Source organism: Streptomyces sp. ICBB 8177 (genome assembly GCF_003144095.1).
Lineage (GTDB): Bacteria > Actinomycetota > Actinomycetes > Streptomycetales > Streptomycetaceae > Streptantibioticus_D.
The window spans coordinates 567,223-581,221 of record NZ_NSKH01000003.1; the positions used below are offsets into that span (position 1 = coordinate 567,223).

A 13,999-nucleotide genomic window follows, 5' to 3' on the forward strand; every position below is an offset into this window, starting at 1 on the left:
CTCTTTCGTTCCGGTATTGGGGGTACGTCACGTAGCCCATCCAGTGAAGCACGCACCCTTACCGATCACGTCAGGGGGAGCCACATCATGACGTCGTCGCGCTCGTCGCCCGGGGCGACGCGGATCGCGGACGGCACCCGGCCGACCTCCTTGTACCCGGCGGCCTCGTAGAACCGCTCCAGGCCCAGCCCGCCCCGGCAGGTCAGCCGCAGCGCCCGAAGACCCTGGTCGCGGGCGAACTCCTCGGCGGCGCGCAGCAGACGCAGGCCGACGCCGCGGCCCTGGAGCGCCGGGTCCACCATGACGGTGTACAGCCAGCCCCAGTGACCCATCAGGCGGTGGGTGTTGAGACTCAGGAACGCGGTGGCCACCGGCCGGTCCCCGTCGAAGCCGACGAGCGGGCGGACCCGGCCCTGCTCGATCTGCGGCAGGTACGCCTCCAGCGACGGGCGCACGTCGTCCTCGGTCACCGGCGGCACGAACCCGACCGCGCCGCCCGCGTTGCTGACCCGCGCCCACAGCGCGACGAGCGCGTCGCACAGCGCGGGGGTGGGCTCGGGGTCACGACGAAAGGTAAGGGTCATGAGGCCCAGGGAAGCATTACGCCTCCCGCGCGGGCAAACGCGTTCCGCTCTCTGGACACGACCGCCCGCCGCGCGGCGGGCGGCGGGCGGCGGGCGGCGGGCGAACAAGCGGGTCCGCGATGGGCGGCCAGACGCCGCGAGGCCACGCGAGGCCGAAAGGCCACGAGGTGCCGGCGCGACCGGCGGCGGCACGGACGCCGGGCCCGGGCGGGGGCGCCGGGCCCGGGGCCCGGCGGGACCGCGCACCGCTCCCGGGCCGGCCTCCTGGCCGGATCAGACGCGCATCGCCTGCGGGGTCTCGCGGCGGTCCGGGTCGGGGCCCTCGTACTCGCGGATGATCTCGTAGCGGGTGTTGCGCTCCACCGGGCGGAAGCCCGCGTCCCGGATCAGGTCCAGGATGTCGTCGCGGGTCAGCTTGTTCGGCGTGCCGAAGTCGTCCGCGTCATGGGTGATCTTGTACTCGACCACCGAGCCGTCCATGTCGTCGGCGCCGTGGTTGAGCGCGAGCTGCGCGGTCGACAGCCCGTGCATCACCCAGAACACCTTCACGTGCGGCACGTTGTCGAACAGCAGCCGCGAGACCGCGAAGGTCTTCAGCGCCTCCGCGCCGGTCGCCATCGTGGTGCGCGCCTGAAGGGTGTTGCGGATCTTGCCGTCGGCCATGTCCACGAAGTCGTGCTGGTAGCGCAGCGGGATGAAGACCTGGAAGCCGCCGGTCTCGTCCTGGAGTTCGCGCAGCCGCAGCACGTGGTCGACGCGGTGCCGGGGCTCCTCGATGTGCCCGTACAGCATCGTGCACGGGGTCTTGAGACCCTTGGAGTGCGCGAGGCGGTGGATGCGGGACCAGTCCTCCCAATGGGTGCGGTGGTCCACGATGTGCTGCCGGACCTCCCAGTCGAAGATCTCCGCGCCGCCGCCGGTCAGCGACTCGAGCCCCGCGTCGATCAGTTCGTCCAGGATCTCCGAGGCGCTCAGGCCCGAGATGGTCTCGAAGTGGTGGATCTCGGTCGCGGTGAACGCCTTCAGCGCCACGTGCGGCAGCGCCTCCTTCAGCGCCCGCAGCGACCGCGGGTAGTACCGCCACGGCAGCGTCGGGTGGAGGCCGTTGACGATGTGCAGCTCGGTCAGGCTCTCGTTCTCCATCGCCTTCGCCAGCCGCACCGCCTCCTCGATGCGCATGGTGTACGCGTCCTTCTCGCCCGGCTTGCGCTGGAACGAGCAGTACGCGCACGACGCGGTGCACACGTTGGTCATGTTGAGGTGGCGGTTGACGTTGAAGTGGACGACGTCGCCGTTCTTCTTCGTGCGCACGTGGTGGGCGAGGCCGCCCAGCCAGGCCAGGTCGTCGGACTCGTAGAGGGCGATCCCGTCCTCGCGGGTCAGCCGCTCCCCTGCGTAGACCTTCTCCTCCAGCTCGCGCTTGAGCCCCGCGTCCATCCGCCCTCCTTCGTCAACCGGGCCCGCACGGCTTTCGGCGCGGGCCCCGACCGAGCCTACGCCTGCGTTTCGCCCGGAAGCTCCCCGACCCGGTTCTCCCACTTGGTGGACAGCACCACGGTGGTCCGGGTGCGCGCCACCCCGCGCAGGCCGGACAGCCTGCGGATGGTGTGCTCCAGGCCGTCCACGTCGGCGACCCGCACCTTGAGCATGTAGGAGTCGTCGCCGGCGATGAACCAGCAGTCCTCGATCTCCTCCAGGTCGTGCATCCGCCGCGCCACGTCCTCGTGGTCGGCGGCGTCGCTGAGCTGGATGCCGATCAGCGCCGTCGCGCCCAGGCCCAGGCTGGCCGGGGCCACGGTGGCGCGGTAGCCGGTGATCACCCCCGCCTGCTCCAGGCGGTTGATGCGATCGGTGACGCTCGGGCCGGACAGGCCCACGAGCCTGCCCAGCTCGGCGTAGGAGGCCCTGCCGTTCTCGCGCAGCGCCTGGATGAGCTGCCTGTCCACCGCGTCCATGTACTCGGGGCCTTCCAATCCTGCTGAAGTCGGGCGGGTTACGGTTCGAATCTAAGGCACGCACCGTCAGGTGCTGACATCCGTACCGCCGCCCAGCGTCCCGGTCCACCGGCGGTACAGCTCGTGCGGGACCCCGGCGGCGTCCAGCGCGCGGCCCGCCACGAAGTCCACCAGCTGCTGCGCGGTGACGGCGCCGGAGTAGAAGGCGGGGGACGCGGGCAGCACGACCGCGCCCGCCTCGTCGAGGGCGACCAGCTGGCGCAGCACCGGGCCGCCCAGCGGGGTCTCGCGCACCACGACGACCAGCGGGCGGCGCTCCTTCAGGGTCACGCTCGCGGTGCGCTGGAGCAGGTCCTTCGACAGCCCGAGCGCGACCCCGGCGACGCACGCCGTGCTGGCCGGGACGATCAGCATCCCCTTGGCCGGGTACGAGCCCGACGAAGGCCCGGCGGCCAGGTCGCCCGCGGGCCAGTACCGCACCCCGCCGCCGTCCCCCGGACCGCCGCCGAAGCTGCCGTCCGCGCCCTCGTACGCCTTCAGCTCGGCGGCGAACGCCTCGGGGTCGCCGTCCGCGCCGCGCGCCAGCCAGCGCCGCAGGTCCTCGCGCCAGTGCGCGTCACGGAACGGGCCGCCGGTCTCGTCCAGCAGCGTCAGCCGGGCCGCGCGGCTGACGACCAGGTCGACCGCCTCGCCCGCGCGCAGCAGCGCGCGGATTACCGAGGCCGCGTACGGCGTGCCCGACGCGCCGGAGACGCCGACCACCCAGGGACGCCGCTCGCTCGGGCGGCCGTCGCGGGGTGCGCGGGGCGGGATCGCGTTCACACGCCGAGCCTATCCGGGTGCCTCACGCGCCCAGGCCGCGCACCAGCAGGTCCAGCAGCGCGCAGACGAACAGCGCGATGCCGATGAAGCCGTTGACCGTGAAGAACGCCCGGTTCAGGCGGCTCAGGTCGTGCGGCTTGACGATGGAGTGCTCGTAGAGGAACGCCACCGCCACGATCGTCAGGCCGATCCACCAGAACACCCCGGCGCCGGTGAGCAGCCCGTACCAGACCAGCAGTCCGGTGGTGACCACGTGGGCGGCGCGGGCGCCGTGCAGGGCGGCGGGGATGCCGAAGCGGGCCGGGACCGACTTCACGCCGTGCGCCCGGTCGGCGGCGACGTCCTGGCAGCCGAAGATCAGGTCGAAGCCGCCGATCCACACGCCGACCGCGAGCCCCAGCACGACCGCGTCCCACGACCACGACCCGGTCACCGCGAGCCACGCGCCGATCGGGCCCATGGCCTGCGCGAGACCGAGGATGGCGTGCGGGAAGTTGGTGAACCGCTTGCCGTACGGATAGACCACCATCGGGACCACCGCGATCGGCGCCAGCGCCAGGCACAGCGGGTTGAGCAGCGCGGCGGCGCCCAGGAAGACCACGACGGCCACCAGCGCGCCGGTCCACGCCGAGCGCACCGACACCGCGCCGGTGACCAGCTCGCGCCCTGCGGTGCGGGGGTTGCGGGCGTCGATCTCGCGGTCGATGATCCGGTTCGCGGCCATGGCGAAGGTGCGCAGGCCCACCATCGCGACGGTCACCAGCAGCAGTTGCCACCAGTGCACGGACGCGCTCTGGCGCCGCATCGCGGTGAGGGCGGCGATGTAGGCGAAGGGCAGCGCGAAGACCGAGTGCTCGATCATCACCAGGCGCAGGAAGGCCCTGATCCGGCCGGGCCGCGCGGGCTCCGGCGAGAACAGGTCGGGGGAGGCGGACTCGGCGCTCACAGCCTTGGACCATCCCCGCAGGCGCGGGGAGCGGCTGCGCGCCGCCCTCGTTCCATGATGGACTGAGCGCTCACAGCCCGTACTCCTTCCAGCGTCGGGTCACCCGTTCGGCGACCTCCGGGTCGGACACCACCATCTGCGGCCAGCCGCCGTCCCGCGTGTACCCCTCCTCGGGCAGCTTGCGCGTGGCGTCGATGCCCGCCTTGCCGCCCCAGAACTGCTGGTACGAGGCGTGGTCGAGGTGGTCGACGGGGCCCTCGACCACGGTGAGGTCGCGCGCGTAGTCGGTGTTGCCGAAGGCCCGCCAGGCGACCTCGTGGTAGTCGTGCACGTCGCAGTCGGCGTCCACCACGACGATCAGCTTGGTCAGCGACATCATGTGGGCGCCCCAGATGGCGTGCATCACCTTCTGGGCGTGCTTGGGGTACTTCTTGTCGATGGAGACGATCGCGCAGTTGTGGAAGCCGCCCGCCTCCGGCAGGTCGTAGTCCACGATGTCGGGGATGATCACCTTCAGCAGCGGCAGGAAGAACCGCTCGGTGGCCTTGCCCAGCGGCCCGTCCTCGGTCGGCGGGCGCCCCACCACGATGGACTGCAGCAGCGGGCGGCGCCGCGTCGTGACGCAGTCGATGGTGAGCGCGGGGAACGGCTCGCGCGGCGTGTAGAAGCCGGTGTGGTCGCCGAACGGCCCCTCCGGCAGCGTCTTCCCGGGCTCCAGCCAGCCCTCGATCACCACCTCGGCGGCGGCCGGCACCTGGAGCGGCACGGTCACGCAGTCGACCATCTCGACCCGCTTGCCCTGCACGAACCCGGCGAACAGGTACTCGTCGATGTCGCCGGGCAGCGGCGCGGTGGCCGCGTAGGTGACGGCGGGCGGGCAGCCGAAGGCGATGGCGACCGGCAGGCGTTCGCCGCGCCGCATCGCGGTCTGGTAGTGGTTGCGGCTGTCCTTGTGGATCTGCCAGTGCATGCCGATGGTGCGGCGGTCGTGGCGCTGGAGCCGGTACAGGCCCAGGTTGCGCACTCCGGTCTCGGGGTCCTTGGTGTGGGTCAGGCCCAGGTTGAAGAACGAGCCGCCGTCCTGCGGCCAGGTGAACAGCGCGGGCAGCGCGTCCAGGTCGACGTCGTCGCCCTTGAGGACGACCTCCTGCACCGGCGCGTCCTTGACCTTCCTCGGCGGCACGTGCGTCATCCCGGCGAGCTTGCCGAACGCCTCGCGCACCCCGGTGAAGCCGTGCGGCAGTTCAGGCCTCAGCAGCCCGGCGATCTTGCCGCTGATGTCGTCGTACGAGGTCAGGCCCAGCGCCTTGAGCATCCGGCGGTCGGTGCCGAAGACGTTCATGGCCAGCGGCATCGACGCGCCGCGCACGTTCTCGAACAGCAGGGCCGGGCCGCCGGCCTTGTTGACGCGGTCGACGATCTCGCCGACCTCCAGGTGGGGGTCGACCTCGGCCCTGACGCGCCGCAGGTCGCCGTCGCGCTCCAGCGCTCGCAGGAACGAGCGAAGATCGTCGTAAGCCATGCCCTCCAGTATCCGGTACGCACTACGCTGGATCCGTCATGGGTCGGCGTCCCGCGGGTGGGTACCCGAGCCCGTGGCGTACGCGGGGCGCAGCGGGACCGGGCCGGGCGGCACCGGGACCGGCGGGGCTGGTTCGACGGGACTGGGGGGACGGCTCGGTATGGCAGGCGGCTCTTCTACCTTCCTGATGGCGGTGACCGTGTGGTCGGTCACGCTGCTGCTGGTCCTCGCCCTGTGGGTCTACACGTTCGTCGACTGCGTCAACACCCCGGAGGACCGGGTGCGCACCCTGCCCAAGGTGGTGTGGGTGGTGGTGATCGTGCTGTTCGGGATGGTCCCGTTGGCGTCGGCCGCGTGGTTCGCGGTGGGGCGTCCGGCGCGCAGGTCGATGGAGGCCGACGCGTTCGCCGGCTGGCCGCCGCCCGAGGAGCGGTGGGTCCCGCCGGACGACAACCCCGCGTTCCTGCGCTCCCTCGACGCGGCCAACCGCGCCCGCCGGGGCGACGACGGCGCCGAGAGCGGCGAGGCGCCGCAGGGCCAGGACTGAGCCCGTCGCGGAGGGCGGAACCGGCCCCCGGCACGCCTGCGTCAACCTCCGCCAACTCCCTTCCCACGCACGGGTGATGGCGTCGCAATCGTTCCCCATCAGTTGCGGAAGCGTTCACGCGCTGCCTCCTCTCCTTGACGAGTACGCGCCAGCAGAGTCGTGAGCGGCCCTCACGGGCTCCGCTCGCGACGGCTCTCGATGACCGTCGATGACAGGGAGAGGGGAACACCCATGCCCGACATCACCCGGCGCAGACTTCTCGGTTCGGCGGCGGGCGCCGTCGGCGGCGCCGCGGCGCTGTCGCTGCTGCCGCCCAGCGTCCAGCAGGCGGTCGCCGCCGGACCCGCCCGGCACGGTTCGCTGGACGACGTCGAACACGTCGTCATGCTGATGCAGGAGAACCGCTCCTTCGACCACTACTTCGGCACCCTCAAGGGCGTGCGGGGCTTCGCCGACCCGGACGCCCTGACGCTGAGCACCGGCAGGTCCGTCTTCCACCAGCCGGACGCGGTCAACCCGGACGGCTACCTCCTCCCCTTCCACCTCGACACCAAGAAGACCTCCGCGCAGGCCATCCCGTCGACCTCGCACGCCTGGTCGGTGCAGCACCAGGCGTGGAACGGCGGCAGGATGGACAACTGGCTGCCCGCGCACCGCGCGGCCGACGGCTCAGACGGCCCCTACGTGATGGGCTACTACACGCGCGAGGACATCCCGTTCCAGTTCGCGCTGGCCGAGTCGTTCACCGTCTGCGACAACTACTTCTGCTCGATCATGGGTCCGACCTGGCCCAACCGGATGTACTGGATGACCGGCACGATCGACCCCGACGGGCGGCACGGCGGCCCGATCCTCAGCAACGTCGCCCCGAACGGCGGCTACACCTGGACCACGTACGCCGAGCGCCTCCAGGCGGCGGGCGTGAGCTGGAAGGTCTACCAGCAGACCGACAACTACGGCTGCAACATGCTGGCGAACTTCGCGCAGTTCCAGAACGCCAAGCCGGGCGACCCGCTGTACGACAACGGCATGGCGTTCCAGCCGGAGGGCACCTTCGAGGACGACGCCCGGGCCGACCGCCTGCCCACCGTCTCCTGGCTGATCTGCACCAGCACGCAGTCCGAGCACCCCGACTACCTGCCCGCGGCCGGGGCGGACTTCGTCGCCTCCAAGATCGAGGCGATCGCGTCCAACCCGAAGGTGTGGGCGAAGACCGCGTTCATCCTCAACTACGACGAGAACGACGGCCTGTTCGACCACGTGCCGCCGCCCACCCCGAAGCCCGGCACGCCCGACGAGTGGGTGCAGGGGCTGCCCATCGGCGGCGGCTTCCGGGTGCCGTGCATCGTGATCTCGCCGTGGACGGTGGGCGGCTGGGCGGCCGGTGAGGCCTTCGACCACACCTCCGTACTGCGCTTCCTCGAACGCGTCACGGGCGTGACGGAGCCCAACATCAGCCAGTGGCGCCGCCGCACCTTCGGCGACCTGACCTCCGCCTTCGGCTTCCGCCAGCCGGCCAAGCGCCCGCCGCACCTGCCCACGAACACCGCGGCGCAACTGGCCGAGGCCGAGCAGGAGGTCGCGACCCTCCCCAAGCCCACCCTCCCCGGCGCCCGGCAGACCCCGCCCCACCAGGAACCGGGCCGGCGCAAGCGCCGCTGACGGCCGCCCGTCACGTAGGCGAAGGGGTCCGGGAGCACACGCTCCCGGACCCCTTCAGCGTGCCGGCGTCGCCGGACTCACACGCCCGCGTAGGAGTGCTTGCCGACGATGAAGACGTTGACGCCGTAGTAGTTGAACAGGAAGCACGCGAAGCCGATCAGGGCCAGGTAGGCGGCCTTGCGGCCCTTCCAGCCGGCGGTGGCGCGGGCGTGCAGGTAGCAGGCGTAGGCGACCCAGGTGATGAACGACCAGGTCTCGGTGGGGTCCCAGCCCCAGTAGCGGCCCCACGCGGACTCCGCCCAGATCGAGCCCGCCATGATCGTGAACGTCCACAGCGGGAAGACCGCCGCGTTGATCCGGTAGGCGAACTTGTCCAGCGTCGCCGCCGCGGGCAGCCGGGCCCACACCGAGGAGAAGCGCCCGCCCGCGCGGCCCGCCGCCAGCGCCACCTCGTAGCGGTCGCGGAACAGGTAGAGGATCGTGGCGACCGCGCCCAGGTGGAAGATCGCGCCGCAGATGATGGCGCAGGAGACGTGGATCCACAGCCAGTACGAGTGCAGCGCGGGCACCAGCTGGTCGGAGGAGGTGTAGAGCACCGAGACCGCGAGGCCCAGGTCGAGCAGGACCGCGGTGACCAGGAATAGGCCGATCCACCGCACGCTGCGGCCCAGCGCCAGCAGCACCAGGTACGCGCCGACCGCGACCAGGCCGAGCGTGACCGAGAACTCGTACATGTTGCCCCACGGCGCCCGGTCCACCGAAAGGCCGCGGAAGACCACGCCGCCGAAGTGCAGCGCGAACGCCAGCACGGTCAGCGAGATGGCGATCCGCCCGTACAGCTCGCCCTGCTCGTCGTCGCCGGCCGCGCCCTTGCCGTCCTCGATGTTGCGGTCGTCGCCGCCGCGGGTGACGACCTTGGGGCGCTCCAGCACCGCGGTGCCGCCGCCGCGCTTGGCGACCTTGACGGCGGGCGCGCTCGTCGCGGGGGACGCGGGCAGCGCCGCCGAGGAGCGGGCGACCTTGCTGCGGCTGCCGAACGTCCACTCCGCGATGTGGGCGAGGAAGGCCAGCGTGTAGACGGCCATGGCCGAATAGACCAGGTAGTTGCTGAGGTTGGCGAACTGCTCGTTCACCCCGGCGGCGATGTCGATCACGCGTGCTCCTTGTCCGAGCTGTCGTCAGGGGCGGTGGTGGACGGCGATGCGGGTTCTTCGGCTACGGACGGCGCCTTGGCGTGCACCACGTCCACGAGGCGGGCGAGTTCCTCGGCGGCCTTGGGCGACTCGGTGCGGCCGAGCCCGGCCAGCTCCACCACCGTGCGCCCGTCCTCACCGGGCAGCGCCCGCACCCAGATGCGGCGGCGCTGGATGAACAGCGAGGCGGCGAGACCGACGAGCATGGCGAGCGCGCTGCCCAGGGCCAGGTCGATGCCGGGCTGGTGGACGATCTCGAAGTCGGCCCACTGGCTGACGCCGTCGAGCGTTATCGAGCCGGCGCCGTTCGGCAGCTTGAGGGTGTCGCCGACGACCATCGGCATCTTCAGCGGCTGCCCGCCCACCGTGAACTGGTGCAGGTTCTTGTTGCCGGTGTCCAGCACGTAGACGTTCTGCGGGAGCCCTGCGTCCATGCCGAGGTCGCCGTAGTACGCGGTGAGGAAGAGCGTGGGCTTGTTCAGCGCGGGGAAGGTCGACTGCGGGCCCATGACCGGGTCGATCGTCGTGGTCGGGGTGAACAGGCCCGCGAAGCCCAGCTGCTCCGGCTTGCCCTTGCTGTCGGTCGCGTCGGGGACCTTGATGACGCCCTGCGAGGTGAGGTTGCCGTCCTCCGGCAGGAACGGCACCGGGCCGCTGTAGGCGACGTTGCCCTTGCCGTCCTTGACGGTCACGTTCATCGCGTAGCCGTGGGACGTCAGGTAGACCTTGTTGCCCTCGATGTCCAGCGGGTCGTTGACGCGGATCCGGGTCTTGTGGTCCTTGTCGTCAGCGCCGAAGTAGGTGACGTCCGCGTAGAACGTGGTCGGGGTGCCCTTGGTCGGACCCGAGGTCTGGTACGCGGCGTGGAAGTCGTCGAGCGTGAAGCCGAAGTGCGCCATGTCGTCGGGGTTGAACAGGGCGCCGTGGCTGAGGTCGTCGTACTGCGTCTGGTTGTTGGTGAAACCGCCCGCGGGTCCCGGGACGACCAGCTTGGTGCCGTCGGACTTCCACAGCGTGCCCCAGGCGAAGGCGATCAGCAGGCCGAACAGGGCGATGTGGAAGAGCAGGTTGCCCGCCTCGCGCAGGTAGCCCTTCTCGGCGGCGAGCGAGCCGGTGCCCGGCGCGACCCGGTAGCGGCGGCGGCGCAGGGTGCCGCGGGCGGCGCCGAGCACGTCCTCGGGGGCGGCGTCGGTGACCCAGCTCGCGTAGGCGGGCATCCGGTCGAGCTTGCGCGGCGCGCGCGGCGGGTTGCCGCGCAGCTGGCCGATGAACTGCCAGCTGCGGGGCAGGATGCAGCCCGCGAGCGAGACGAACAGCAGGATGTAGATCGCGGAGAACCACACCGAGCTGTAGACGTGGAAGAGGCCGAGCTTGGTGTAGATCGGGCCCAGGACGCTGTGGTTCTTCAGGAAGTCGGAGACCTTCACCGGGTTGGTGGAGGTCTGCGGGATGATCGAGCCGGGGATGGCGGCCAGCGACAGCAGGAACAGCAGGATCAGCGCGACCCGCATCGAGGTCAGCTGCCGCCAGAACCAGCGGGCCCAGCCGAGCACGCCGAGCCGCGGCCCGCCGGACGGCCCCTCCCCGGAGCCGTCCTGCGGCTCCGGTTCCTCGACCGGCGCGGTGCTCAGCGCCCGCGCGGCGGCGTCGGACGCCCCGGCGTCAGCCGCACGGCTGTCGGCCGCGCCGGTGCCGGACGCCTTCGCGGTGCCGGACGTGTCCGGCGGCCCGCCCGCGGTCGCGTCGGTGTCAGTCGTGCTCATTGATCAGATCCCCACATTGAAGCCGTTGGACCAGATCTGCATCTGGTAGACGATCCGGTCCCAGCCCCCCGTCACCAGCAGGACGCCGACCGCGATGAGCATGCCGCCGCCGATCCGCATCACCCACGCATAGTGCCGCTTGACGAAGGCGAACGCGCCGAGCGCGCGCCGGAACGCTATCGCGGCGACGATGAACGGCACCCCGAGCCCGAAGCAGTACATCGCGGTGAGCAGCGCGCCGCGCCCGGCGCTCGCCTGGTTGGCGGACAGCGCCAGCGAGGCGGACAGCGTCGGGCCGAGGCACGGCGTCCAGCCCAGGCCGAACAGCACCCCGAGCACCGGGGCGCCGGCCAGCCCGATGGAGGGCCGCTTGTGCAGCCGGAACTCGCGCTGGAAGAGCCCCGGCACGACGCCCATGAAGGCGATGCCGAGCAGGATGGTGACGGCTCCCAGCACCCGGGTGATCGGCTCCCGGTACTCCTGGAGCGTGTAGCCGAAGGTGCCGAACAGCGCGCCGCCGGAGACGAAGACCGCGGTGAAGCCGAGCACGAACAGCGACGCGCCGGCCGCCATCCGCCCGCGCCGCGCGTCGCCGAGGTCGGCGCCGGACACCCCGGTGACGTACGACAGGTAGCCCGGCACCAGCGGCAGCACGCACGGGGAGAAGAACGACACCAGGCCGCCCAGCAGCGCCACCGGGATCGCCAGCAGCAGCGCCCCGGACAGCACCGTCTGGTTGGGACCGGTGGCCCCGGCGGCCAGCAGTGTCACGTCACTTCTCCGCGATGATCGGGTCGAGCGCCTTGTTCAGCTGGTCGGTGCTGAGCGCCTCCAGAGCGCGCACCGCGATCTTCCCGTGCCGGTCGATGACCAGCGTGGTCGGGATGGACTGCGGGGGGAGGCTGCCGTTGGGGAACTTCACCAGCAGCTTGCCCTCGGGGTCGTAGAAGCTCGGGTAGGTGATCCCGAAGCTGCGCTCGAAGCTCTTGGACTGCGCGGTGGAGTAGTCGCGGATGTTGATGCCGACGAACTGCACGCCCTTGGCCGCGTCCTGCTTCGAGACCTGGGCGAGGTTGGGCGCCTCGGCGCGGCACGGGTCGCACCACGACCCCCACACGTTCAGGACGACGACCTTGCCCTTGAACTGGTCGAGGGACAGCTGCTTGCCGTCGACCGTGGTGCCCGAGATGTCCGGGGCGGTGGGCCGCTTGCCCTGCGGGACGGTGGTGATGACCTTGCTGCTCTGGACGAAACTGGTGCCCGACGCGTTCGACGCGGACCCTCCGGAGGAGGCGCTGCACCCGGCCAGGGCGAGCACGAGAGCGGCGCCCGTGGCCGACGCGAAGGCGGCGCGGTGTCGGGGGCGCGGATGCGGGGCGCGCGGCAGACTCATGTGAAAAGTTTCGCATGGGGCTTCTGGCGCGTTTTAGCACCCCCCGCCAACGTCGGCCGCGCGTCGCTCACCAGCGTGAACGGCCCGCCGCGCGCCGCGGTGGCGGCGGACGGCGAGCCGGTGGGGTGGCGGCGGTCACACGGCGCGGGACCGGGCGTCGCGCATGTCACACGCGCGTGGTGAACGCGTTCACGGTCGGCGTCACACGTTCCTGGTGAACTCGCTCCAGCCCTCCGTGGGCTTCTCGCCGACGTTCAGGGTGCGCAGCTTGGCCAGCAGCCTGGGGTCCTGGGCGTCGAGCCAGTTGACGTACTGGTGGAACGAGACCATCCGGACGTCCTTCTTGCCCTGCGCGGAGATGTGCTTGAGGGCGTTCTCGACGGCGTCCATGTAGATGCCGCCGTTCCACTGCTCGAAGTGGTTGCCGATGTAGAAGGGCGCGCGGTTGGTCTGGTAGGCGCGTTCGAAGCCGGCGATGTAGGAGGCGGTGGCCTGGTCGCGCCAGCCGGGGTAGTTGGACGGGTCGGACTTGGTGGCCGCGTGGGACTGGTTGGCCAGCATGTTGTAGTCCATGGACAGGACCTCGAAGTCGTGCCCGGGGAAGGGAATGGCCTGGAGCGGCAGGTCCCAGATGTCGTGCTTCTTCGAGGGCCAGATCTGCAGGCCGCCGGGCGAGCTCGCGTCGTAGCGGAAGCCCATCTTCTTGGCGGTGGGCAGCCACTGGTTCTGGCCGAGCAGGCAGGGCGTGCGGCCGCCGATCAGTTCCTTGCGGTAGTCGAACGGCAGGGTCTCGACGTCGGTGAAGCCGGTGTTGGTCTTCCACTGGGTGACGAAGTCGACCGCCTGCTGGATCTCGCTCTCCCACTGGGCGGAGGTCCAGTTGCCGACGGTGCCGGTGCCGTCGCAGAAGTGGCCGTTGAAGTGGGTGCCGATCTCGTGGCCCTCCAGCCAGGCGAGGCGCACCTGCTCCAGGGTCATCTTGATGTGCTCGTCCTTGAAGTACCCGATCGCCGAGGCGCCGACCGGGTTGTTCGGCGGGCGGTACAGGTGCTTCTTGGACTCGGGCAGGCAGTACAGGCCGGACAGGAAGAAGGTCATCTTCGCGTCGTGGTCCTGGGCGAGCTGGCGGAAGCGGGCGAACAGCCCGTTGTCCAGCTCGCCCGCGCCGTCCCAGGAGAAGATCACGAACTGCGGCGGGGTCTGGCCGGGCTCCAGACGCTCGGCCACCGGCTGGTAGGGCTGGGCTCCGGTGTACGAGGTGGAGCCGTCGCCGATCGGGGTGCCGGCGGGCTGGGCCGGGCCGTTCGGGCGGCCGGCGGGAGTCCCGCCGGCCTTCGACTTCGAGGTCCCGCCGGCCGAGCAGCCGGCCGCGGCGCCCACGGCGGCGCCGGCTGTGAGCGCGAGCATTCCCCTTCGTGTCATCGAGCGCATGCTGTAACCCCGCCATCCACGGTCGTGTTCCGGTCCACTGACGCCGTGTCACAGACACGGGAGATCCCATGTCACATGGGAATCCCATGCCACAGCGGCAACTGTGGGCACCTTGTGAGGCGCACAACCCATTAGACGTGATGTTCGGTTTGGCGGTTCCTGGCAAACGGCTGAATTTATA

Annotated in this window: 13 protein-coding genes; 2 read left to right on the top strand and 11 right to left on the bottom strand. The window is 71.0% G+C overall.

From position 1 onward, the window contains the following. Positions 1–65: 65 nt before the first annotated feature. The 6 genes from CK485_RS05415 to CK485_RS05440 form a co-directional block, all read right to left on the bottom strand. On the bottom strand, positions 66–830 hold the full coding sequence (locus CK485_RS05415) for a GNAT family N-acetyltransferase (protein WP_342673456.1): 765 nt from the start codon (positions 828–830) through the stop codon (positions 66–68). Positions 831–857: 27 nt separating this feature from the next. Next, positions 858–2,021, bottom strand: a complete 1,164-nt coding sequence (gene mqnE / locus CK485_RS05420; RefSeq protein ID WP_109447428.1) for an aminofutalosine synthase MqnE — start codon at positions 2,019–2,021, stop codon at positions 858–860. A gap of 56 nt (positions 2,022–2,077) precedes the next feature. Beyond that, a complete protein-coding gene (locus tag CK485_RS05425; RefSeq protein WP_109447430.1) occupies positions 2,078–2,539 on the bottom strand; it encodes an Lrp/AsnC family transcriptional regulator in 462 nt (153 codons plus the stop codon). Between the two features lie 66 nt (positions 2,540–2,605). Further along, positions 2,606–3,361 (bottom strand): flavoprotein, encoded by a 756-nt coding sequence (locus CK485_RS05430; RefSeq protein WP_241968142.1) that lies wholly within the window; start codon positions 3,359–3,361, stop codon positions 2,606–2,608. Between the two features lie 22 nt (positions 3,362–3,383). Next, a complete protein-coding gene (gene mqnP / locus CK485_RS05435) occupies positions 3,384–4,307 on the bottom strand; it encodes a menaquinone biosynthesis prenyltransferase MqnP (protein WP_109447432.1) in 924 nt (307 codons plus the stop codon). A 70-nt stretch (positions 4,308–4,377) separates the two neighbouring features. Further along, complete coding sequence (locus tag CK485_RS05440; RefSeq protein ID WP_109447434.1) at positions 4,378–5,829, bottom strand: menaquinone biosynthesis decarboxylase; 1,452 nt, start codon at positions 5,827–5,829, stop codon at positions 4,378–4,380. 187 nt (positions 5,830–6,016) lie between these two features. Between CK485_RS05440 and CK485_RS05445 the strand changes: the two genes are divergently transcribed. After that, a complete protein-coding gene (locus CK485_RS05445; RefSeq protein ID WP_109447436.1) occupies positions 6,017–6,376 on the top strand; it encodes a PLDc N-terminal domain-containing protein in 360 nt (119 codons plus the stop codon). A 231-nt stretch (positions 6,377–6,607) separates the two neighbouring features. Next, a complete protein-coding gene (locus CK485_RS05450) occupies positions 6,608–8,038 on the top strand; it encodes an alkaline phosphatase family protein (RefSeq protein ID WP_109447438.1) in 1,431 nt (476 codons plus the stop codon). A 77-nt stretch (positions 8,039–8,115) separates the two neighbouring features. Here CK485_RS05450 and ccsB read toward each other — a convergent pair whose 3' ends face one another. From ccsB to CK485_RS05475, 5 genes are all read right to left on the bottom strand, one after another. Then, positions 8,116–9,189, bottom strand: a complete 1,074-nt coding sequence (ccsB, locus tag CK485_RS05455; protein WP_109447655.1) for a c-type cytochrome biogenesis protein CcsB — start codon at positions 9,187–9,189, stop codon at positions 8,116–8,118. Then, on the bottom strand, positions 9,189–10,994 hold the full coding sequence (locus tag CK485_RS05460) for a cytochrome c biogenesis protein ResB (RefSeq protein ID WP_109447440.1): 1,806 nt from the start codon (positions 10,992–10,994) through the stop codon (positions 9,189–9,191). The genes ccsB and CK485_RS05460 overlap by 1 nt, the downstream gene beginning before the upstream one ends. 3 nt (positions 10,995–10,997) lie before the next feature. Then, the gene (locus CK485_RS05465; RefSeq protein ID WP_109447657.1) at positions 10,998–11,759 is read right to left on the bottom strand and encodes a cytochrome c biogenesis protein CcdA; all 762 of its coding nucleotides are present in this window, start codon (positions 11,757–11,759) and stop codon (positions 10,998–11,000) included. A 7-nt stretch (positions 11,760–11,766) separates the two neighbouring features. Beyond that, positions 11,767–12,387 carry a TlpA disulfide reductase family protein gene (locus tag CK485_RS05470; protein WP_109447442.1) on the bottom strand — a complete coding sequence of 207 codons (621 nt, stop codon included), beginning with the start codon at positions 12,385–12,387 and terminating at the stop codon, positions 11,767–11,769. Between the two features lie 201 nt (positions 12,388–12,588). After that, a complete protein-coding gene (locus tag CK485_RS05475) occupies positions 12,589–13,818 on the bottom strand; it encodes a hypothetical protein (protein WP_109447444.1) in 1,230 nt (409 codons plus the stop codon). Between the last annotated feature and the right edge of the window lie 181 nt (positions 13,819–13,999).

What these genes read in the sequence shown, in the direction of transcription:
- mqnE (WP_109447428.1), bottom strand. Translation starts at nt 2,021, where the DNA reads ATGGACGCGGGGCTCAAGCGCGAGCTGGAGGAGAAGGTCTACGCAGGG.
- CK485_RS05425 (WP_109447430.1), bottom strand. Translation starts at nt 2,539, where the DNA reads ATGGACGCGGTGGACAGGCAGCTCATCCAGGCGCTGCGCGAGAACGGC.
- CK485_RS05440 (WP_109447434.1), bottom strand. Translation starts at nt 5,829, where the DNA reads ATGGCTTACGACGATCTTCGCTCGTTCCTGCGAGCGCTGGAGCGCGAC.
- CK485_RS05445 (WP_109447436.1), top strand. Translation starts at nt 6,017, where the DNA reads ATGGCGGTGACCGTGTGGTCGGTCACGCTGCTGCTGGTCCTCGCCCTG.
- CK485_RS05450 (WP_109447438.1), top strand. Translation starts at nt 6,608, where the DNA reads ATGCCCGACATCACCCGGCGCAGACTTCTCGGTTCGGCGGCGGGCGCC.
- CK485_RS05460 (WP_109447440.1), bottom strand. Translation starts at nt 10,994, where the DNA reads ATGAGCACGACTGACACCGACGCGACCGCGGGCGGGCCGCCGGACACG.
- CK485_RS05470 (WP_109447442.1), bottom strand. Translation starts at nt 12,387, where the DNA reads ATGAGTCTGCCGCGCGCCCCGCATCCGCGCCCCCGACACCGCGCCGCC.
- CK485_RS05475 (WP_109447444.1), bottom strand. Translation starts at nt 13,818, where the DNA reads ATGCGCTCGATGACACGAAGGGGAATGCTCGCGCTCACAGCCGGCGCC.